This window comes from Streptomyces sp. NBC_00190 (assembly GCF_036203305.1).
Taxonomy (GTDB): Bacteria; Actinomycetota; Actinomycetes; order Streptomycetales; family Streptomycetaceae; genus Streptomyces.
Map to the genome: position 1 here is coordinate 6,463,147 of NZ_CP108131.1, position 21,170 is coordinate 6,484,316.

14 protein-coding genes and 2 pseudogenes are annotated in these 21,170 nt (G+C 71.1%); 11 read left to right on the forward strand and 5 right to left on the reverse strand.

Annotation, left to right across the window (positions count from 1 at the left end):
• Positions 1–13 precede the first annotated feature (13 nt).
• From OG429_RS30360 to OG429_RS30380, 5 genes are all read left to right on the forward strand, one after another.
• A complete protein-coding gene (locus tag OG429_RS30360; RefSeq protein ID WP_328928437.1) occupies positions 14–2,890 on the forward strand; it encodes a helix-turn-helix transcriptional regulator in 2,877 nt (958 codons plus the stop codon).
• Between the two features lie 137 nt (positions 2,891–3,027).
• On the forward strand, positions 3,028–4,275 hold the full coding sequence (locus OG429_RS30365) for a PucR family transcriptional regulator (RefSeq protein WP_328928438.1): 1,248 nt from the start codon (positions 3,028–3,030) through the stop codon (positions 4,273–4,275).
• Positions 4,276–4,413: 138 nt separating this feature from the next.
• The gene (locus tag OG429_RS30370) at positions 4,414–5,265 is read left to right on the forward strand and encodes an alpha/beta fold hydrolase (protein WP_328928439.1); all 852 of its coding nucleotides are present in this window, start codon (positions 4,414–4,416) and stop codon (positions 5,263–5,265) included.
• Positions 5,266–5,306: 41 nt separating this feature from the next.
• A complete protein-coding gene (locus tag OG429_RS30375; RefSeq protein WP_328928440.1) occupies positions 5,307–6,215 on the forward strand; it encodes a helix-turn-helix domain-containing protein in 909 nt (302 codons plus the stop codon).
• 170 nt (positions 6,216–6,385) lie between these two features.
• Positions 6,386–7,099, forward strand: a complete 714-nt coding sequence (locus OG429_RS30380; protein WP_328928441.1) for an alpha/beta fold hydrolase — start codon at positions 6,386–6,388, stop codon at positions 7,097–7,099.
• A gap of 130 nt (positions 7,100–7,229) precedes the next feature.
• Here OG429_RS30380 and OG429_RS30385 read toward each other — a convergent pair.
• From OG429_RS30385 to OG429_RS30395, 3 genes and pseudogenes are all read right to left on the reverse strand, one after another.
• Positions 7,230–7,524: pseudogene (locus OG429_RS30385) on the reverse strand (DNA-binding protein); the annotation flags it as partial.
• Between the two features lie 124 nt (positions 7,525–7,648).
• Positions 7,649–8,341 (reverse strand): response regulator transcription factor, encoded by a 693-nt coding sequence (locus OG429_RS30390; protein ID WP_328928442.1) that lies wholly within the window; start codon positions 8,339–8,341, stop codon positions 7,649–7,651.
• Positions 8,338–9,573 (reverse strand): sensor histidine kinase, encoded by a 1,236-nt coding sequence (locus tag OG429_RS30395; RefSeq protein ID WP_328928443.1) that lies wholly within the window; start codon positions 9,571–9,573, stop codon positions 8,338–8,340. The genes OG429_RS30390 and OG429_RS30395 overlap by 4 nt, the downstream gene beginning before the upstream one ends.
• 148 nt (positions 9,574–9,721) lie before the next feature.
• Between OG429_RS30395 and OG429_RS30400 the strand changes: the two genes are divergently transcribed.
• The 6 genes and pseudogenes from OG429_RS30400 (at position 9,722) to OG429_RS30425 (ending at position 16,818) form a co-directional block, all read left to right on the forward strand.
• On the forward strand, positions 9,722–10,870 hold the full coding sequence (locus OG429_RS30400) for a serine hydrolase domain-containing protein (protein ID WP_328928444.1): 1,149 nt from the start codon (positions 9,722–9,724) through the stop codon (positions 10,868–10,870).
• Between the two features lie 69 nt (positions 10,871–10,939).
• The gene (locus OG429_RS30405; RefSeq protein WP_328928445.1) at positions 10,940–12,118 is read left to right on the forward strand and encodes a serine hydrolase domain-containing protein; all 1,179 of its coding nucleotides are present in this window, start codon (positions 10,940–10,942) and stop codon (positions 12,116–12,118) included.
• A gap of 66 nt (positions 12,119–12,184) precedes the next feature.
• Positions 12,185–12,453: pseudogene (locus OG429_RS30410) on the forward strand (flavoprotein); the annotation flags it as partial.
• Positions 12,454–12,466: 13 nt separating this feature from the next.
• Positions 12,467–12,613, forward strand: a complete 147-nt coding sequence (locus tag OG429_RS30415) for a hypothetical protein (protein ID WP_328928446.1) — start codon at positions 12,467–12,469, stop codon at positions 12,611–12,613.
• A 186-nt stretch (positions 12,614–12,799) separates the two neighbouring features.
• Positions 12,800–14,791, forward strand: coding sequence for a collagenase (locus OG429_RS30420; RefSeq protein WP_328930469.1), 1,992 nt, complete (start codon positions 12,800–12,802; stop codon positions 14,789–14,791).
• A gap of 338 nt (positions 14,792–15,129) precedes the next feature.
• Complete coding sequence (locus tag OG429_RS30425) at positions 15,130–16,818, forward strand: serine/threonine-protein kinase (RefSeq protein WP_328928447.1); 1,689 nt, start codon at positions 15,130–15,132, stop codon at positions 16,816–16,818.
• A 211-nt stretch (positions 16,819–17,029) separates the two neighbouring features.
• Here OG429_RS30425 and OG429_RS30430 read toward each other — a convergent pair whose 3' ends face one another.
• Complete coding sequence (locus OG429_RS30430; protein ID WP_328928448.1) at positions 17,030–18,274, reverse strand: SWIM zinc finger family protein; 1,245 nt, start codon at positions 18,272–18,274, stop codon at positions 17,030–17,032.
• Positions 18,271–21,090, reverse strand: coding sequence for a DEAD/DEAH box helicase (locus OG429_RS30435; RefSeq protein WP_328928449.1), 2,820 nt, complete (start codon positions 21,088–21,090; stop codon positions 18,271–18,273). The genes OG429_RS30430 and OG429_RS30435 overlap by 4 nt, the downstream gene beginning before the upstream one ends.
• Between the last annotated feature and the right edge of the window lie 80 nt (positions 21,091–21,170).

Consider the following 21,170-nt stretch of genomic DNA (forward strand, 5'->3'; position numbering starts at 1 on the left):
ACTGTTCCGCCGTATGAGCGTGAACCGAGTGACGACAAGGACCGTGCCCGAGGAACTCGAGGGTGTACGGACGCCCCTCCGCGGCAGGGACGCCGAACTGGCGTTCATCGAGGCGCGGCTCGACGCGCTCGACCGGGGCGAAGGCGGGATCATCCGCGTCCAAGGCCCCGTCGGCATCGGCAGGTCCAGGATCCTCGCGGAGTCCGCGGCAGCCGCGAGGCGGCGCGGGACGAGGGTGTTCGAGGGAGCGGCGGACCCCGACGAACAGTTCGTGCCGCTCGGCCCGCTCCTCGACGGTCTGCTCTCCGGCGAGGAACCGCTGTCGGGCGCCGTCCGCCTCAGGGACCTCGCCACGACACCCGGCCAGCGCTTCTGGCTGCTCCAGGAACTGGGGGACCGCCTGCGGGAGACGGCTCGAAACGGCCCCCTGCTCGTCGTCCTCGACGACCTCCAGTGGTGCGACGACCTGACCCTTCTCACCTTCAACACCCTCGCGGCCGGACTCTCGTCGCACGCCATCCTGTGGCTGGTCGCCGTGCGCGGCGGCAGCGTGCCGTCGGGAGTGCGCACGACCCTGGACCGGATCCGGCGGGCAGGCGCACACGAGCTGGCGCTGGGAGCGCTGGACGACCAGGCGACGACACGGATCACCGAGGACGTCCTCGGCGCCGCTCCCGACCCGGACGTCCTCCGCGTCGCCCGCCGCGCCGAAGGAGTCCCGCAGCTGCTGGTCGAGCTGCTCGGCTCGCTGCGGGAGGCAGTGACGATCGAGAACGGCACGGCCAGGCTGTCGGCCGGACCCCCCGCCCCACGGGAACTTCCCTCTGTCGTGCGCCGCCTCGACCAGCTGTCCGACGAGGCACGGGAGCTGGTGCAGACGGCGGCCGCCGTCGGCGGCCCGGTCACCGTCGCGCTGCTGGCCGAACTGCTCGGCAGGTCCTCGGCGGCGCTCATCACAGCGGTACGGGAATCCCTCGACGCCGATCTGATCACCGAAAGCGGGGATCGTCTCGCCTTTCGCCACGACCTGATCCGCGAGTCGGTGGAGGCCGGCCTCCCCCTGCCCCTGCGTCAGGCCCTGCGTGGTCAAGTCGCCGAGCTGCCGCCGGGGAGCGCGGCCTCCCCCGCCGAGCGTCTCGGGCCTTCGGCCGGGAGGGCGGCGTCGGCGGGTGCGGCGGAGGCAGGGAAAGCGGGACCAGAAGACGCGGCGGAGGCCGACCGGCTGCGCTCCGCCGCGGCGGAACTCGCGGCCACCGCTCCCGGACCCGCCGCGGAGCGCAGCCTCAAGGCCCTGGAACTCACCGCGGCGGACGCTCCGGAGCGGCCGCGGGTCATCGCCGAGACGATCCCGCTGCTCTGGCAGACGGGCCGGGCCGCCCAGGCGCGTGAGCTGGGAGCCTCCGCCCTGGCGGCCGGCGGTCTCGGACCTGAGGACGAGGCGCGCATACGCCTTGCCCTGGCACGCCTCGCCGCACCGTTCGACTTCTCCGAGGCGGTCCGGCAGGCCCGCGCCGGGGCGGCACTGACCGGGATCCCCGTGGACGTGAGGGGGCGACTGCTCGCCATGCTCGCTGTCGGCCTCTCGATGTCGGGCGAGCACTCGGCGGCCGAGCAGGTCGCCGCGGAGGCGTGGGAGACCGCAGCGGCAGCGGGGGACCGCTCCGCCGAGGCCACGTTGACGACGGTCCGCTCGGCCGTGAGTTTCCACCGCATGGACCTGACCGAGGCGTTCCGGCAGGCCGAGCGGGCCGCCGCGCTGGCCGACGCCCTGGGCGTCAGCACCTCGCTGTGGGTTCCGGAGGCCTTGTGGCACGCTCTCCTGTCGAACACCACCGGACGCTCAGCGGAGGCGCTCGCCGCCGCGGAGGACGGCATCCGGATCACCAGGGAGCAGGGCCGGACGGCGGCCACCCGTATGTGGCTCATGACCCGCTCCCGCATCCTTCTGGAGGCCGGACGGCTGACGGACGCCCGGGCCGACGCCGAGGCCGCGTCCGCGACGACCGACGATCTCGGCCCGGGCAACTTCGCCGACGTCACGCTCCGGTACGTGATGATGCGCGTCGCCCTCCACACCAACGACCAGCAGACCGCACGAACGTACGCGGCGGAGGCGAGGCGCATGCGGAGCGACGGGGCACCAGTCGTCCGGCACTTCGGCTCCTGGATGCTGGCACTGATGGCCGACTTCGAAGGTCGGCCCGACCGTGCCATGGCCGAACTCGACGAGGTGATGACGTCGCCCGCCGCGGACCGGCCGGCCTACGCCGGCTTGGTCGACCCCGCGGACGCCCCGTTCCTCGTCCGCCTGGCGCTGCGTGCCGGCGCGCACGAACGGGCCGCGCAGGCAGTGGCCCTCGCCGAGCGACTTGCCGTGCTCAACCCCGACCTCACGTTCCTCGCCGCCACCGCCGCGCACGCCCGGGGGCTCCTCGACAACGACCTCGCCCCTCTCGTACGCGCCGTCCGGCTGTACGAGGACTGCCCTCGGCCGTTGGCCCGGGCGTCGGCACTGGAGGACGCCGGACGCAAGCTGGCGGCCACCCGCATGCCCGAAGCGGTGCCGTACTTCGACACGGCCCTCGCGCTCTACGCGCGAGCGGGCGCCGAGCGGGACGTCGCACGCGTCCGCCGGCGCCTGCGGGCCGCTGGTGTCCGCCGCCGGCCCTCGACGGCCGGACTCTCCGGTGCATGGCCCGAGCTGACGGCCGCGGAGATACGGGTGGTACGGCTCGTGGCCCGAGGGCTGACCAACCAACAGGTGGCCGAGCACCTCTCCCTCTCGCCGCACACGGTGAGTTCGCACCTGCGCCGGGCCTTCACCAAGCTGGACATCACCTCGCGCGTGGAGCTGACCCGGCTGGTGAAGCATCGCGACAGCGGAGAGTAGTCGCTTCGTATCCCCCGTGGGCGTCATGGCAATGGACGATTCGTGTGATGTGCCGACGTCGTCGCTTCCTCAGAATGATCAAGAGCCGCGGAATGGAGAAGTCCGCGGGGAACCGTTGGTCGAGAGAGGAACAGCGCATGACCGTAAGGCTCCAGCGAGCCCGCCCCGGCAGCCCCGAGCTCCAGGCGCTCGTCGACGAGCTCGCGGAGCGGCTCGGCCGGTCCGTCGCCGTCGACGACCCGCTGGTCCGCATGGTCTGCACGAGCCGCCACTTCGGCGACGAGGACCCGGTCCGCATCGGCACCCTGTTGCAGGGCCGCGCCGACAACGCGACCATCCGCTACGTCCTCGCCCAGGGCGTGACCCAGTGGTCCCGAGCCGGATTCATCGATGGCCGTGACGATCTCGGACTGCTGCCCCGTTACGTCGTGCCCCTGCGCGAGCGCGGGCATCTCCACGGACTGCTCCTGGTGGTCGTGCCCGAGAAGACGCTCTCAGAGCACGAAACACGTGCCATCGCCCGGGCCGCGGACGCCATGGCCGCCCAGATGCACGGAGAGCACATCGCCACCGACACCCGGAAGGCCGACGAGCGGGACCTCGTCCTCGAACTCGTCGGCACCGACGTCGCCGCCCGTACCACCGCACGGCGGCGAGGCAAGGAACTCGGACTGCTCGGAGCAGCCGAGCACGTCCTGGTCACCGTCGTCCAGCTGAGCTGCGCGACGGAGCTCGTGCGGCAGTCCGAGGCGGCCCTGTGGGGGGCGCTGGAGGGGTTCCGGCAGACGCGTTCGGCCACGGGCCTCATCGCGATCGGCAAGGAGCGGGCGACACTGCTCCAGCTGCGCGACCGCCCACCCGGCCAGGACGAGGTCACCGCACAGTCCGCTCGCATCCTGGACGAACTCGGCACCTTCCTGGGCCCGTCGGCGGGCCCCGTGATCGGCGTCGGCGGCCGGCACCCCAGCCTGGACGACGCATGGACGTCGTACGAGCAGGCGCTCGTGGCGGCACGCGCGGCACGCCGACTGCCCACCCTGAACAGCGCCGGTGACTGGGAGCTGCTCGGGGAGCTCGCGGTGCTGCTCCAGCTCCCCGAGCACGCCCTGAACGCGTCTTTGGTCCCGAAGCCGCTCCATGCCCTGAGCGACACTCATGGCGGCGACCGCCTGCGGGACACCCTGCGCTGTTTCCTCGAACACGCGGGATCGATTCCCCGGACCGCGGACACGCTGGGAATCCACCGCACCTCGCTCTACTACCGCCTGCGCCAGATTCAGGAGATCACCGGACTCGACCTCGACGACGGCGCCCACCGGCTCACTCTGCACCTCGGCCTCAGGATCGAGGAACTCCTCGCCCCGGGCGGCGACGGGGCCGTCTGACCGCGGACTCGCTTCGACAAAGCGAGGAGGATCCACGGCCCGATTCCTACAGCTCGCGGTGGTGCGGGCGACGGGCCCCATTCGATGATGTTCGGGACGGGCGGGAGTGATGTACCGCCTCTGACCAGGGGAGAGGTCATGAAGGAACTGATCACGACGGACGGCGCGCGGCTCGCGTACCAGGACACCGGCGGCGAGGGCGTCCCACTGGTGATGCTGCACGGCTGGGGGCAGACGCAGGCGATGTTCCGCCACCAGATCGAGGGGTTGGCGCCCGGCCGTCGCGTCGTCACCGTCGACCTCCGCGGCCATGGGAAGTCCGGCAAGCCGCGTCACGGCTACCGCATCGCCCGGCTCTCCCGCGATGTGCTCGAACTCGTCGACCATCTCGGTCTTGACCGTTTCGACGCACTGGGCTGGTCCATGGGTGTCTCGGTGTGGTGGAGCTTCATCGACCAGTACGGGACCGGACGGATCCGGCGCTTCGTCGCCGTCGACCAGCCCGCGGCAGTCGCCGCCGTGCCCTGGATGACCGAGCGGGAACAGCGGGACTCCGGTGCCATCTTCGATGTGTCGGGGCTGTTGTACCTGGGTGCGGCCCTCGCGGGGCCGGAGGGCGACGCGGTCCGCGCCGACTTCGTGCGCGGCATGTTCTCCGGCGAGCCCGACCCCGAGGTACTGGCCTTCGTCGGCGAGGAGATCCGGTCGACACCCGCCTACGCGGGCGTACCGCTGCTGTTCGACCACTGCGCGCAGGACTGGCGCGACGTGCTTCCCCTGATCGATGTGCCGACCCTGGTGATCGGCTGTGAGGGAAGTCATGTGCACCCCGATTCGCAGCGCTTCGTCGCCGAGCGGATTCCCGGCGCACGCCTGCACGTCTTCGCCTCCGACGTGGCGAGCTCGCACTTCCCCTTCCTGGAGAACCCGCCGGCCTTCAACGCCGTGGTGGAGAAGTTCCTGGCCGAGGAGCCGGCGAACGAGGTGTGAATCCGCCCTCCGCCCGCCCGCACCTACGGCTAGGAGTCCCCATGCCCCTCACACTGATGTCCCGTGCGCCCGAACGGGTGCCCCGGCAAGCGCCCGATCCGGCCCCGCCCTCCTCCCGCTCGGGGTGGCTGGTCCAGATGCTTTCCGAGATGCCGGAGACGAACGACCCGACCCACGTCTACCTCGGCGTCCATGTCCGCGGGCCCGTCACCGTCGTCCACGAGCGCGCCAAGACCCTGTTGGAACCCAACGACCTGATCTTCTGCGACCCGGCCCGACAGCACCTGCTGCGGTTCGGCGAGGACTGCCGGATGATCTTCTTCCGGGTGCCCCGCTGCTATCTGGGCGTCACGGAGCCGGAACTGAACCAGGTGCTCGGCGTACCCGTACGCGGCGGGGAGGGGATCGGGGCGCTGGCGTCCGACTTCCTGACCGCGCTCGCCGCCGAGGCGGAGTTCCGACGGTCCACGATCGGGGACCGGCGTGCCCGGACGGCCGTACACCTCCTCTCCGTCCTGGTCATGGAGCTCCTCGAAGCGGACACGACGGACGAGGCCGACGACGCGTCCGGGGCCGTCAACGAGATGCTGTCCCGTATCCACGGCTACATCGAAGAGCATCTGATGGACCCGGACCTCTCACCGGAGTCGATCGCACGCGCCCACCACATCTCCGTCCGGTACCTGCAGAAGCTCTTCCAGAACGACGGCAGCACGGTGAGCCAATGGGTGCGGCGGCGCAGGCTCGAGTTCTGCCGGCTCGAACTGGGCCGCTCCAACCGGAGGATCACCATGGCCGCGGTGGCACACCGCTGGGGCTTCAGCAGCCCCTCGCACTTCAGCCGCACGTTCCGCGGGGCCTACGGCATGAGCCCCAGCGAATGGCAGGCGCTGGCGACCTCGGCCTTCGCGACGACGACTGCCGGCGCCCAGGACGAGCGAAGGCGCTGAGACGCGTGTGCGCCGTCGTGTCAGCGCGGATGCACGCACGTACAAGAGGTACCGCTAGCACGGCCCTACCGTGAGTAACCGTCGCACGGACCTCTTGCCGCATTCCGGGCCGCGCCCTGACCGTCGTGACGACGCCCCACCCGTGGCCCGACACCGAGAAGAGAACTCGCATGACCAACCCCACCGTCGTCCTCGTGCACGGTGCCTTCGCCGACGCGACAGGCTGGATAGGCGTCATCTCGGAACTGCGGAGCAGCGGTATCCCGGTGATCGCTCCGTCGAACCCGCTGCGGGGCCTGACGTCGGACGCCGCCTACCTCGCCTCCGTCCTGGCCCAGGTCGACGGCCCGGCCGTACTCGTCGGCCACTCGTACGGCGGTGCGCTGATCACCGTGGCCGGCGCCGCGGAGAACGTCGTGGGGCTCGTCTACGTGGCCGCCTACGTGCCCCACGAGGGCGAGAGCCTCGGCCAGCTCCAAGGGAGCTTCCCCGAGTCCCCGCTGACGGGCAGCCTGAAGGAGTGGACCTACCCGCTCCTCGACGGCGACTCCGGGGTCGAGGTCACCATCGAGGAGAAGGCCTTTCCCTCCGTGTTCGCGGCGGACGTGCCCGAGGACGTCGCCGGCGTCCTGGCAGCAGCCCAACGCCCGCTCGCCACGGCGGCCTTCACCGAGACCGTGTCCGCGGCGGCGTGGCGGACCAAACCGTCCTGGGCCCTGGTGGCCGGGGCGGACCGCACGATCAGCCCCGAGGTCCAGCGCTTCGGCGCCGCACGGGCCGGCGCCGTCGTCGTCGAACTTCCGGACGCCTCCCACGCCGTCGTCCTCTCCGAGCCCACACGGGTCGCCGACCTGATCAGGGACGCGGTACGGGCGACGAGCTGACCGACCGGCCTCCGCGACGACAGGAGCGGGTCCGGGCCGGTCGGGGTACCACCCCGCGCTCGGGCCGGGCCCGGCCCGAAACGGAGGATCTACCCACCTGGCCGTGGAGCGTCTGAAGTGAGGGTGTGGATCAGACCTTCTCGATGGCCACACGGCTGTGAGAGGCGGTGAGCATTCCGATGTCTTCTCCATCGGACGTCAGGATCGTGACGCGGCCCGGCTGAGCCAGGGCTGTGGCGCAGAGCATCGCGTCGATGGCGTACTCAATGGCCGTGCAGTCCGGCCGTGCGCAGCAGGGTAGGGGCGGACTGGGCGATGGCCCGGGTGACCGGTTCGACCCGCAGCCGGGACAGCGTCCACCTCAGGGCGGCGTCGTTGATCCGGGGGTGGATCACCTCGACGAGGACCGCGGCGGAGGTGATCACCGATACACGCCCCTGAGCCGGGCCCGTTCCCCCAGGGTGCCGACGGTGCGTGGGGGTGCGCACGAGGCCCGAGGGTGTCACACACAGCAGGGCGGAGCTACGTCGCGGCCCGTACTGAAGCCGGTCAGCCGACGAAGCCCGGGACCACCAGGCCGGACTCGTAGGCGATCACCACCGCATGGGTCCGGTTCTGCGCGCCGAGCTTGGTCAGCACATTCCCGACGTGCGTCTTGACCGTCTCCAGGCTCACCGTGAGGGACTCCGCGATCTCCGGATTGGAGAGCCCCGTGGCCATCAGGCGCAGCACCTCCTCCTCCCGGCCGGTGAGGGCGGCCCGCGGCAGGGCCTCTGCGGAGCCCAGCGGGCGGGGGGCGACCATGCGGCCCAGTGCGGCCGGGAAGAGTACAGCTTCGCCCGCCGCCACCACCCGGACCGCCTCGGCGATCTGGCGGACCGGGAGGCGCTTGAGGACGAAGCCGCTGGCGCCCGCACTGAGGGCGGCGGTGACGTAGCCGTCGTTCTCGAAGGTGGTGATCACCACGACCTTCGGCGGTTCGGCCGCTTCGGCAAGGAGCCGGCGGGTGGCCTCGATCCCGTTGAGACGCGGCATCCGGACGTCCATCAGGACCACGTCCGGCCGCAGGCGCTGCGCCCGTTCGACCGCCTCGACGCCGTCGGCGGCCTCGCCGACCACCGTGATCCCCGGCTGTGCGGCGAGCAGCACGCGCAGGCCGCTGCGCGTCACCTCGTCGTCGTCGGCGATGAGGAGCGTGACGGCGGGTAGGGCCGTGCCTTCGCCCGCGTCGGATCCACTCACGCCGACACCTGCACCGGCAGCCGTACGGCCAGCCGCCAGTGCTGCGTCCCGTCCGGGCCGGCCTGGAACTCACCGTGCAGCAGCCGGACGCGCTCGGCCAGTCCGGGCAGACCGTGGCCGGAGGTAGGGAAGGCGCGTGTGCCCGTCCCCGCCCCGGTCCGGTTGACCACCGTGATATCCAGTCCGTCCGGCCCGGCCGCCACCCGGACCCCGATCGGACCGCCAGCCCCGTGCCGCAGCGCGTTCGTCAGCCCCTCCTGGAGGATCCGGTACGCCGCCCGGGAGAGCGTCCCCTGGACCTGCGCCAGCTCGCCCGACAGCTCCGGTTCCACCACCGCCCCCGCGTGCCGCAGCCGGTCCAGCAGCTCGGGGAGGTCGGCCAGGGTCCGGGTCGGCGCCGTCCCGGACTGTTCCTCGCGCAGCACTCCGAGTACGTAGTCCAGGTCCTCCAGCGCGGCCCGCGTCGACTCCTCGATGCTGCGCATGGCGGCCCGCGCCGCCGCCGGGTCGGCGGAGAGCACCTCGCCCGCCACCGCCGCCTGGATGGTGGCCGCCGTCAGCGTGTGCCCGATCGAGTCGTGCAACTCGTGGGCCAGCCGGTTGCGTTCGGCCAGCAGCAGCTCCCGTTCGGCCGCCAGCGCGAGCCGCTCGGCCGCCGACGGCCCCAGCAGCCGTGGCGCCGACCATCGCAAGGCCTTCGACACCAGTACGCAGACGGCCACCGCCAGCAGGATGCACACGGCTGCCACCACCCAGCTCCACCCGCCCGACGTCCGGACGGACGTGCCAAACAGACTCACCCGCGCCTCGCCGCCGAGCCAGTTCCCCGGCAGGGAGAGGCCCATGACGAACAGCACCCCGCTCGCCAGCGCCCCCGTCCACCCGGCGGCCACGTGCAGCACCAGCCAGAGCGGGGTCCGCCAGCGGTCGAGGCCGAGGGAACCGGAGTTCCGCCGACCGGCCACCGGATCGGGCAGCGGCACCCGCAGCATCCGCCGGGCGGACGCGACCAGCGCCCGCCTTACGGGGCGCACCAGTCCGACCAGGCCGACCAGTACCGCCCAGACGAGCAGGACCAGGACGATCTGGGCGCTCTCGGGTGCGGATCGCCACGACAACGCCGGCAACAGGGCGAGAGGCAGCAGCGGAAGGCTCGCCAACGCGCCGCAGTAGGCGAACAGCGCACCCGAATACGTGGAGCCGCGCAGCAGCGGCCGGATTCCCCTGATCATGATCGCCAGTATCGCCGGGCAGCCCACCAGCAGCCTCCCCCGATCGGGGGAGCGATATCTCCCGTCTTCCCGCGATGCGGTCAAAGGGTCCTGGAATCCAGGATCGTGCTCCGACACCCCGACCAAACGATTCCCCAGGAGTTGACTCATGCGTGCTCAGACCCGCCAGCAGAGTGGCAGGCGACGACGGGCCCTGCCCGCCGCATCCGCGATGGCCATCGCCGTCATGACCCTGGGCGCCCTCACCTCGCCCGCCACCGCCTCTGCCGCCAGGCCGGACGCCGTCCAGCAGACCCTGAACGCCCTGGTGCGCGACGACGGTATGCCCGCCGTCCTGGCGAGCGTCCAGGACCGCAGCGGCCGTACGCGCACCTACACCGCAGGAGTCGGCGACCTGGCCACCGGCTCGAAGGTCCCCAAGGACGGCCAGGTACGGATCGGCAGCAACACCAAGGCGTTCACGGCGGTCGTGGTCCTGCAACTGGTCGGGGAAGGGAAGATCGGCCTCGATACCTCCGTCGACACCTACCTGCCCGGCCTCGTCCGCGGGGAGGGGATCGACGGCCGCCACATCACCGTCCGCCAGCTCCTCCAGCACACCAGCGGACTCCCCGAGTACGGCATCCACGTCGATGACGACGAGATCAGGAACCGGTACTTCGAGCCGCGTGAGCTGCTCGACATCGCCCTCCGCTACAAGGCCGACGCGGCTCCGGGGACAACATGGGGGTACAGCAACACCAATTACATCCTGGCCGGTCTGATCGTCCAGAAGGTCACCGGCCGCCCCCTGGCCGAACAGATCGACCGGCGCATCATCAAGCGCATCGGGCTGCGCCACACCTACTTCCCCGCGCCCGGTGAGATGACCATCCGAGAGCCGCACCCCCAGGGCTACCACCGCAACCCGGCGGACGGACCGCTGCGCGACTTCACGGAGATGGACCCCTCCGTAGGCTGGGCGGCAGGCCAGTTGATCTCCACCAACTCCGACCTCAACCGCTTCTTCGCGGCACTCCTCGCCGGGCGCCTCCTCCCGGCGGCCCAGCTCGCCGAGATGCGCACGACCGTACCCGCCGGAACCTCCGGCCTCCGCTACGGGCTGGGGCTCACGAGCAGGCCGCTGTCGTGCGGCGGCGTCTACTGGGGCCACGGCGGCGACATCGCGGGGTACGAGACCCGGGGCGGTGTCACCGAAGACGGCCGCGCCGCCAGCGTCGCGGTCACCAACATCCCGACGGACGAGGCGGCCACGCAGCACGTGAAGGACGCCGTGGACAGGGCCTTGTGCGGATGAATCAGGCACTCGGCAGCCAGCGGCCGGGCGACCCGAACAACAGCCAAACGATTCCACGGGAGTTGACTCATGCGTGCGCAGACCCGGCAGGGCCTTCGTTCCTCAACCCGCCAGCAGGGCGGCAGGCAGCGCCGAGCCCTGCCCGCCGCATCCGCGATGGCCATCGCCGTCATGACCCTGGGGGCCCTCACCTCGCCCGCCACCGCCACCGCCTCTGCCGCCAGGCCGGACGGCGTCCAGCAGACCCTGAACGCGCTGGTGCGCGACGACGGTATGCCCGCCGTGCTGGAGAGCGTCCAGGACCGCAGCGGCCGTACGCGCACCTACACCGCGGGGGTCGGCAACCTGGCCACCGGCGAACCGGTACCCGCCGACGGCCAGGTACGGATCGGCAGCAACACCAAGACCTTCGTCGCGGTCGTCGTCCTCCAGCTGGTCGCCGAGCGGCGGGTGGACCTGGACGCCGCCATCGACACCTACCTGCCCGGCCTCGTCCGCGGGGAGGGGATCGACGGCCGCCACATCACCGTCCGCCAGCTCCTCCAGCAGACCAGCGGACTCCCCAACTACAGCAACTACCTCGGGGACGACGTCCGGTACTACGCCCCCCGCGAACTGCTCGGCACAGCCCTCCAGCACCCGGCCGACTTCGCCCCCGGGACGAGTTGGAAGTACAGCAACACCAACTACGTGCTCGCCGGCCTGATCGTCCAGAAGGTCACCGGCCGCCCCCTCGCCGAGGAGATCGACCGGCGCATCATCAAGCGCATCGGGCTGCGCCACACCTACTTCCCCGCCCCCGGTGACGCGAGCATCCGGGAGCCCCACCCCCACGGCTACTACAGGGAATCGGCGGACGCGCCGCTGCGCGACATCACGGAGATCGACCCCTCCTGGGGCTGGGCGGCAGGCCAGATGGTCTCCACCGGCTCCGACCTCAACCGCTTCTTCAGCGCACTCCTGGCGGGCCATCTCCTGCCCTCGGCCCAGCTCGCCCAGATGCGCTCCACCGTCCCCGCCGAAGCGACCTTCGGCCCCGGCGCCCGCTACGGACTTGGACTCGTCAGCAGGCCGCTGCCGTGCGGCAGCCTCTCCTGGGGCCACGGCGGCAGCTTCCCGGGGTACGAGACCCGGGGCGGCGCCACCGACGACGGCCGTGCCACCAACGTCGCGGTCACCATGCAGCTCACCGACGAGGCGGCCCGGAGGAGTCTCGAACGCGCCGTGGACACCGCCCTGTGCCGTTGAACCCCGGGGGCGTTCCGTGAAACGACCGATGGGCCCGACACGACGTCGGGCCCATCGGCCTCACCCCCGACCGCCGATGCGATCGCCGTCGCCCCGGCCGGCTTCACCACGGTCAACAAGTGGGAGGCCGGATTCGCGGACAGCCTCGCCCTCGGTATCCGCTGCGAGGCTCCGGGCATGGGCATCCCCACCGCCTGCACTACGTGAACACCGCCCTCGCTGCCCATCACGCGTACCGGCGGAGCCTCGCCTAACTCCTCGAGATTGGGTTCCTGGTCGGGAGCTACGAGCCCCACCGCCCGAAGTCCGGCGGTGGGGCCGACCGTTTCCGCTAGGAGGAAGCCGTCGATGAGGCATGCCACTTCGCGTTCCAGGGTCGGTGGGCCGGGAGTCGTGCTGGTCCTGGGCCTCATGGCGGTACTGCTCGACCCTGCCGTCCCGGAGATGGCCGAAGTCGACCGTGCGCTCAAGTTCCCTGACAAGACACGCCTCTGACGGCTCATCACTTTTTCCTGATGCTTGCAACCCTCTTTCACTGCCATGTGAACTGTGAAATTGTACGGTCACACTTTCCGCGGCTATGCCGGCTCCGGGAGTGCTCAACTTCCGTTGCCATCACGGTCCGCACCCCCCACCGCCGTGCCCCACGCACGGCTGCCGACCGGCCTGGAGGCCATCGCCATGCGCAAACCCCCCACTCTCAGGAAACTCACCCAACTGCTGATACCCACCGTGGCCGTCGCCGGCCTGGGGCTCACCGTGCTCGCCCCCCATGGCGCGGCGACCCCGGCCGGCACTGGGGCACCCAAGTCCGCACCGAGGTCGGCCCCCGCCCCACAGCCCGCCTCCGCCACCGTGCTTGCCGCCGATCTCGCACCCGGACACACCGCCGACCCCGCCCGATCGGCCTCGAAGGCCTCGAAGGCCTCGAAGGCCTCGAACCCCGCGCAACGCCCTCCGCTCCCCGCGGCCCAGAACGCCGCAGAGCGCAAGCAGGCCCGCTCTGCTGCGAAGGCCGCGGCGGACTGCAACGTCAGCGACTTCACCGCGAAGACCGGCGCTGCCCTGGTCGAGCAGATCAAGAAATCGGAAACCACCTGCATCAACACGCTGTTCGGCGTGACCGGTGAAGACTCCAAGGCCCTCTTCCGCGAGGAACAGATGGTCACGGTGGCGAACGCACTCAAGGACGTCGCGGCCAACTACCCGGGGGACAACAGCACTTTCGCAACCCAGGTGGTGCTGTACCTGCGCGCCGGCTACTACATCCAGTACAACCAGCCTGAGAACGTCGGTGAATACGGCCCGACTCTGAAGAGCGCCATTCAGGGTGCCCTGGATGCCTTCTTCGGCTCGTCCCACGCCTTCGACGTCACCGAGGCCAACGGAGAAACCCTGGGCGAGACGGTCACCCTGATCGACAGCTCCGGAGAGAACGCCCGCCACCTCGACGTGGTCAAGCGTCTGCAGAAGGACTACGACTCGTCGTACGACCAGTTCTACGGGATGCTCGCGGCGGTCAACAACACCTACACCGTGCTCTTCCGCGGCCACCAGCTGCCGGAGTTCGTGGAAGCCGTGAAGGCGGACCCGAGCGTCCTCACCGGACTGCGTGACTTCGCCGTCGCCCACGACGATCTGCTCGGCACCGACAAGTCCTACCTGGCCAGCAACGCCGGACGCGAACTCGGCCGCTTCCTGCGGCACGCCGACCTCAAGGACACCGTCAAGCCGTTGGTCAAGGAGCTGCTCGGCCGCAGCGAAATCACTGGACGCACTGCCCCGCTCTGGGTCGGCCTCGCCGAGATGACGGATGAGTTCGACAAGGGGAACTGCGCCGAGTACGAAACCTGTGACCTGCAGAACCGCGTGCGCGACGCCGTGCTGACGGTCAAGCACGCATGCGGTCCGAGCGCGAAGATCCTCGCGCAGGAGCTGACCGCGTCCGAACTCTCGGCCACATGCGACAGCATCCTCAAGCAGGACCCGGTCTTCCACAACATCGTCAAGGACAACGGCCCGGTCAAGGACGACAACAACACCAGCATCGAGATCGTCGCCTTCAACTCCAGTACCGACTACAAGACCTACGCCGGTGTCGTCTTCGGCATCGACACCAACAACGGCGGCATGTACCTGGAAGGCGACCCGGCCGCTGAGGGCAACCAGCCGCGCTTCATCGCCTACGAGCAGCCGGCCCAGGACGGCGCCTTCCAGATCTGGAACCTCAACCACGAGTACACCCACTACCTCGACGGCCGCCACGACATGTACGGCGACTTCGCAGCCGGGCAGACCACCCCGACCGTGATGTGGGTCGAGGGTTTCGCCGAGTACGTCTCCTACTCGTACCGCGGCATCACCTACGACAGGGCGATCGAGGAGGCGGGCAAGAACACCTACAAGCTCAGCCGGCTCTTCGGGACCACCTACGACAACGCCGACACCACCCGTATCTACCAGTGGGGCTATCTGGGCGTCCGTTACATGCTCCAGTCGCACCCCGCGGACGTGGCAACCCTGCTCGGCCACTACCGCGCAGGCGAGTACGACGCGGCCCACAGCCTGCTCCGCGACACCATCGGCACCAAGTACGACGCCGACTTCGCAGACTGGCTGAGCAAGTGCGCCGGCGGCGACTGTGGCCAACTGCCGGCCCGGAGCGGCCGGTGACCGGGGCCTCGGCCACCGACAAGAACTGAGGCAGGAGAGCCTGGTGTCCCGCGCATCGTTCGTGCGCGGGACACCAGGCCTGCCTTCGCGGGTCCGGGAGCCCCAGCCGAGCGGCTGCAGTCCGGCATGGCCAACTGAAGGCAGCGGAAGAGCAGTGTCATAGCGCTCTTCTGCCATGGCAGGTGCGATGTCCGCCGACTGGGAGGCGGCCGGCGGCAGGGTGGATCGCTTGATCTGCAGTCCGGCCGCTGCAATCCCCCCACGCTCCTGCCTCTACCCTTGAGGCCGCCGGTTGACGGACGACGAACAGCGATGGAAGCGATGGAACGGGACGTGCGGTGAAGGCGGGGGAAGCGAATGACGGAGAACTGATAGGCAAGGTACTCGGGGGGCGTTACCGGGTGACCTCCGTGGTCGGGCGCGGCGGTATGGGAGTGGTCGCCCGGGCGGTGGACGAACTGCTGAACCGAGAGGTCGCAGTCAAGGTCCTGCGATCCTTCACCGACGCCTCCGCGTCCGAACTTGCCGACCTGCGGACCCGGATGCAGCGGGAGGCGCAGGCAGCCGCCCGTATCCGGCACAGCGGTGTGGTCAACGTGCACGACGTGACCGAGGAGCAGGGTCTGCCGGTCATCGTCATGGAATTAGTCGACGGGCCTTCGCTCGACGACGTGTTGACGGAGCGCGGCCCGCTGGATCCGCGCGAGGCCGCGGCGATCGGCGCCAAGCTGATGGAAGCGCTGGACGCCGCGCACCGGGTCGGCGTACTGCACCGGGACGTCAAGCCCGCCAACGTGCTGATGGAGCAGGGTGGGAGGGTCGTTCTCACTGATTTCGGCATCGCCACCATGGAAGCCTCCGACGACGACGCCATGGCCAAGCTGACCCGCAGCGGTGACATCATCGGCTCTCTCGACTACCTGCCACCGGAGCGCGCGCAGGGCAGGGAGCCCGGTCCCGCGTCGGACATCTGGTCGCTCGGCATGACGCTGTACGCGGCTGTGGAGGGCACTTCGCCTTTCCGCCGCACGTCCGCGTGGTCCACGTTGTCGGCCATCGTCACCGAGCCACTGCCGGAGCCCCGCCGGGCTGGACGACTCACGCCGGTGCTCCAGGCGCTGATGGCGAAGGAACCGGAGGACCGGCCCACCGCAGACCAGGCGCGCGGCATGCTGGAGCGCGTCGCCTCGGGCCGGACGGTGTCCGAGGGCCCGGCTCCCACGCCCATGGTGGTTCCCGGGGCTGCGGCCGCCGTCGTACCGCCCCCCGGGTTCGGCCCCCCGATGTTTCCCCAGCCCACCCCGCAGCCTCCTCCTCCGCATACTGGCTACGCGCAGCCCAACCTGCCGCCGACGCTTCCGCAGCCCGGCGCGCCGGTCGCGGGCCCCACTGGAGTCCCCACTCCCGAAACGAGCCGCACCGCAGCCCGTGGCGCACGCGGCCGCAGCCGCACCCTCATCGCCTCAGCGGCCGCCGTCGTACTCCTCGCCGCAGGCGGCGGAATCACCTATGCTCTGACCGGCCAAGAGGGCGACACGACCGCGAACGGTGCGCAGACGACGCCGCCCGCCGTCAGTTCCCCGGCGGGCAGCGGCCCGTCGTCCTCCGTTGCTCCGGGCGCCTCCTCGAAGCCGTCTCCCTCGGCGAACAAGACGGGTCCCACGACGACGCCCGGCAACAACGGTGCCAAGCCGGCCGAGAGCCCGTCCGCCTCTCCGGAGACCAAGCCAAGTTCCACGGTGAAGGAGCCCACCCCGGTGTCGACGGCCTGCACCGGCTGGAGTCACGAGAACCGCAGCAACGGCTACGGCTACCTGCTCGACAACTCCCACCTCTACACCGGGCCGTACGCGGAGTGCAGCTACGTGTCCGTGGTCAAGACCGGCGTGAAGGTCTATTACCACTGCTACATCACCAACGCCTATGGCAACAAGTGGGTCTACGCCCGCGCCGAGGGCACGAACACCGAAGGCTGGATGTCCAGCACCCACCTCACCCGGGAGAGCGGCACACTGGCCCGCTGCTAGCTTGACTCTGTCGGGGATCTCGTTGTGCGGTCGATTCTCCCCAGCCGCTCCCCAGCGCTGCTTCATTCTCCCCAGATTCTCCCCAGCCGCAGCGGGTTCTCGACGGTGCTTCCGCTGGTGAGACGGCCCTCCTGGGGCTTGCTGAGCCGCTTCGCACAGTCGAGGCGGCGGCGTGTGGGCCGAGGAGGCGATTCACGGGCTGTCGTACGTGTCACCTCTCGGCCTCCTGCCAGACGGAGGTGAGCGCCGTAACGGGGTCGCTGTCGGCCGGTCCTGCCGGCCACCAGTCGCCGTCGTCATCCTGGAGGTAGGGGTACCAGCGGGCGTCAGGGCCCAGGCGCAGCTGGATGCCGTGGTCGGTGAGAGTGAGGCGGTTGCGCCAGGCCCTGAGGGCGGCCCGGGCGGTGGTCATTTCGGTGAGGGCCCCGGTCAGGGCGCTGCGGGCGGCTGTCATCGCCGTCGGGTCGGGGGTGTAGGGCTGTTCGGCGACGGTGATGCCGGTTGGGCCGCCATACCGCCAGGCGCGGGTGAGGCGGGCGAACGCGGTCGGTCTGGCACCGGTGTTCTGGATGAGGTGGTGGAACCACTCGGGTCCGCAGTTGCTCGCGGCGATCCGTGCCGCGTCCTCGCGCTGGGTCAGGTGCAGGCTGGTGGTGTCGCCCGTGAGCAGCCGGGCAGCGCGTGCGGCGGTGTCCGTCATGAGGCGTTCGAGGTCCGTGGTGGACAGACCGGTGCCGGGTGGCGGGGCGGCGGGCAGTGCGGCGGTGTGGGGGGCCGGTTCGGGGAGATCTGGAAGGGGTGGAGTGTGTTCGGCCAGGGCGGCCCAGGCCGCGTAGGCGCCGACGGCCGGGAGGCCGGCCGGCGCCGGTGGGGTGGAGGTCGCTTGGGCGGCCGTACGGCGGGCGCGCAGCTGGGCGAGGACCTCCTCGCGTCCGCGGCCGCGCAGGGCGAACACCACGAAGGGGTCGGCGTCGATGGTGGAGGCGGTGGCGTAGCAGAGTGCGGCGGCGTGTTTGCAGGGGTAGCCCCAGTCGGGGCAGGAGCATTCGGGGTCGAGTTCGGTGGGCTGCGGGAGCAGGGGGACACCGGCGTGGCGGGCGTCGTCGACGAGTTCGGCGGGCATCTCGCCGTCGAGGAGTGCGGCGAGATGCCCGGCCCGGGCTGCGATGGTGTCGAGGAGGGTGTCCCACTGGGCGTCGGTGAGGACGGGCAGGTGGACGGTGGAGCGGTAGGGGCGGGGCCTGCTGCCCTGGACGGCGGCTTTGACCTGGCCGTGGGCGATGGTGGTCGGGCCCACCATGCCCTGGCGGGCGTAGGTGCGTCCGCGGGACAGGCGCCCCGAGTCCATGGTGGAGTCCTCCAGGGCCGTCACCCATGCCTGGCCCCACCAGGTCTCGGCGAAGGCACGCCTGCCGCGGGCGGGCGTGCGGCGCGGGCCGGGGATCGAAGGGCTCATTCCTGCCTCCCCAGGGCGACGAGTTCGGCGAGATCGGCGTCGGACAGTTCGGTCAGAGCGGCCTCACCGGAGCCGACCACGGCGTCGGCGAGCGCGCGCTTGGATTCGAGAAGCTTCGACACCTTGTCCTCCACGGTCCCCTCCGCGAGGAGTTTGTGGACCTGTACGGGCTTGTCCTGGCCGATGCGGTAGGCGCGGTCGGTGGCCTGGTCCTCGACCGCCGGGTTCCACCAGCGGTCGTAGTGCACGACATGGGTGGCACGGGTGAGGTTCAGGCCGGTGCCCGCGGCCTTCAGGGAGAGCAGGAATACCGGCACCTCGCCGCGCTGGAAGCGGTCCACCATCTCCTCGCGCGCGTTGACGGGGGTGCCGCCGTGCAGGAGGAGGGTGGGGACGCCTCGTTCCGCGAGGTGCTTCTCCAGCAGGTTCGCCATCTGCCTGTACTGGGTGAAGACCAACACCGACTCGCGTTCGGCGGTGATGGTATCGACCAGTTCGTCGAGCAACGCCAGTTTGCCGGAGCGGCCGTGCAGCGGTGTGGACTGGCGCAGGTACTGCGCGGGGTGGTTGCAGATCTGCTTCAGCGCGGTGAGGAGCTTCAGGATCAGGCCGCGGCGGGCGATGCCCTCGGCTTCGGCGATCTTCGCCATGGTTTCGCGGACCACAGCCTCGTACAGGCTTGCCTGTTCGGCCGTCAGCGGCACGACGCGGTCGGTCTCGGTCTTGGCGGGCAGTTCGGGCGCGATGCCCGGGTCGGACTTCCTGCGGCGCAGCAGGAAGGGCCGCACGAGACGAGACAAACGCTCAGCAGCCCGCGGGTCCTCGCCCGACTCGATCGCGCGGGCGTGGCGGTCGCGGAACACGGCGAGTGGTCCGAGGAGTCCGGGGGTGGTCCAGTCGAGGAGCGCCCACAGTTCGGAGAGGTTGTTCTCCACGGGGGTGCCGGTGAGGGCGACGCGGGCGCGGGTGGGCACGGCGCGCAGCTCGCGGGCGGTGACGGCGTACGGGTTCTTGACGTGCTGGGCCTCGTCCGCGGCGATCAGCGACCAGGCGTTCTCGGCGAGGGTCTCCCGGTCGCGGCGCAGGACTCCGTAGGTGACCAGGACGATCTCGTCGTCGGCGAGGTCCTTCAGGTGGCGGTCGCCGCCGTGGTAGCGGCGCACGGGGGTGGAAGGCGCGAACCTGGCTGCCTCGCGCTGCCAGTTGCCGAGCAGCGAGGCGGGGCAGACGACGAGTGTGGGGCCCGCGGTGGCGGGGTCGGTCTGGCGGTGCAGGTGCAGAGCGAGCAGGGTGATGGTCTTGCCCAGGCCCATGTCGTCGGCGAGACAGCCGCCGAGACCGAGCTCGCACATCTCGGCCAGCCAGGCGAGGCCCCGTTTCTGGTAGTCGCGCAGCGTGGCATTCAGTGCGGTGGGCTGCGGGGCGGGGGTGCGGGATTCGGGGTCGCGGATACGGGCGACGAGGTCGCCGAGCGCACCGACCGCCGTGCAGCGAAAGGTCTCCCCGTCCCGCTCCGCTTCGCCGGTCAGCGCGGCGCCCAGCGCCTCCATGGGAGTGAGCGGTTCCATCCGGCGGCGCTTGGCGCGGGCCACCAGCTTCGGGTCGGCGACCACCCACTGGTCGCGCAGCCGGACGAGGGGGCGGCGCGTCTCCGCGAGGGCGTCCATCTCGGCCTCGGTGAGCGGGTCTCCGCCGAGCGAGAGCTGCCAGCGGAAGTCGAGCAGGGTGCCGGCGTCGAGCATGCCGCCCGCGCTGGAGCCGGGCGCGGTGCGTTGCCCGATCTCCGCGGTCGCGGTGAATGCCTTGACGAGCTCGCGCGGCCAGTGCACGTCGACACCGGCGGCGCGCAGGGTGTCGGTGGCGTCGCCCAGCAGGTCGAAGGCTTCGTCGTCGGTCAGCCGCAGCCGGTCCGGAGCGGCGTCCTTCAGCAGCCGGTCGAGCGGTGGCCAGACGCGGGCGCCGCGGCGCAGTGCGAGCAGCGTCTCGGTTTCGGCGCGCGGGCCGAGCAGGCGCTCGGTCTCGGCCGGCTCGCTCCACAGCTGTGCGGCCTCCACGACGAGCGCCGGATCCGCAGCGGTGTGCAGCTGGAGGACGGCCCGGAAGTGCCGGCGGCGTCCCTCGGGTACGTCGACCCGCAGCGAGACTCGGACGTCGGCGGTGAACGCGGCAGCGGTCTCCTCGGCCCACTCGTGCAGGGTGGGCACGGCACGCGTCTCGCGCCAGGCGTACGGCAGGGCTCCCATGGCGAGCGGAGCGGCGGGGGTGCGGACCAGGGCGTCGGCGACCGCGTCGCAGAACCGGCGCACCAGCGCGGCCGGTTCGGCGATCCGCAGCGGGGCAGGACCTGGCTCCGGCAGGCAGTGGCCGTGGGGCGGGAAGGCGGCGGCGAGGGCGTCCAGCGTCCGACGCTGGGCCGCGTTGAGGGGGCCCGCCTGCCAGGTGTCGTAGCCGGCGGGGGTGAGGGCCGGGTGAAGACGGCCGTCGGCGAGCAGCCGGAGCGCGAATCGGGCGGCGGTCTGCCAGGCGGCGGCGGACGGGTGCGGTGGCTGTGCCCCGGACAGCGCGGCGACAGCGAGGGCGACGGGCAGCGCGTAACCCTCCGCCTTGCGCCGTCTGACCGAGCGGCCGTGCGGCAAGACGAGCTCCGCCGCCTCGGTCTCGATGCCCGCGGGTGCCGTGCCCTTGGCGGCGGCTGCCCCGGCGGGCTGCCAGAGCAGCAACCGGCCGAGGCGGGACGGCTCGCCGGGCAGGAAGACCGCCGCCCAGCCGTCGTCGAGCAGGCTCCGGGCCCAGGCAGCCGACTCCGGTGTGGCCAATGGCGGCAGGCTACTCGTGCCTGTGCCCTGCTCCCGTACGAGGACTCGTGCCACTCGCTTTTCGCCTCACCGTCGTCCAG

Bases quoted from the DNA above. Each gene is read 5' to 3' on its own strand.
- OG429_RS30370 (WP_328928439.1), top strand. From the start codon at position 4,414: ATGAAGGAACTGATCACGACGGACGGCGCGCGGCTCGCGTACCAGGAC.
- OG429_RS30430 (WP_328928448.1), bottom strand. From the start codon at position 18,274: ATGAGCCCTTCGATCCCCGGCCCGCGCCGCACGCCCGCCCGCGGCAGG.
- OG429_RS30400 (WP_328928444.1), top strand. From the start codon at position 9,722: ATGCGTGCTCAGACCCGCCAGCAGAGTGGCAGGCGACGACGGGCCCTG.
- OG429_RS30375 (WP_328928440.1), top strand. From the start codon at position 5,307: ATGCCCCTCACACTGATGTCCCGTGCGCCCGAACGGGTGCCCCGGCAA.
- OG429_RS30380 (WP_328928441.1), top strand. From the start codon at position 6,386: ATGACCAACCCCACCGTCGTCCTCGTGCACGGTGCCTTCGCCGACGCG.
- OG429_RS30365 (WP_328928438.1), top strand. From the start codon at position 3,028: ATGACCGTAAGGCTCCAGCGAGCCCGCCCCGGCAGCCCCGAGCTCCAG.
- OG429_RS30405 (WP_328928445.1), top strand. From the start codon at position 10,940: ATGCGTGCGCAGACCCGGCAGGGCCTTCGTTCCTCAACCCGCCAGCAG.
- OG429_RS30395 (WP_328928443.1), bottom strand. From the start codon at position 9,573: ATGATCAGGGGAATCCGGCCGCTGCTGCGCGGCTCCACGTATTCGGGT.
- OG429_RS30415 (WP_328928446.1), top strand. From the start codon at position 12,467: ATGAGGCATGCCACTTCGCGTTCCAGGGTCGGTGGGCCGGGAGTCGTG.
- OG429_RS30360 (WP_328928437.1), top strand. From the start codon at position 14: ATGAGCGTGAACCGAGTGACGACAAGGACCGTGCCCGAGGAACTCGAG.
- OG429_RS30420 (WP_328930469.1), top strand. From the start codon at position 12,800: ATGCGCAAACCCCCCACTCTCAGGAAACTCACCCAACTGCTGATACCC.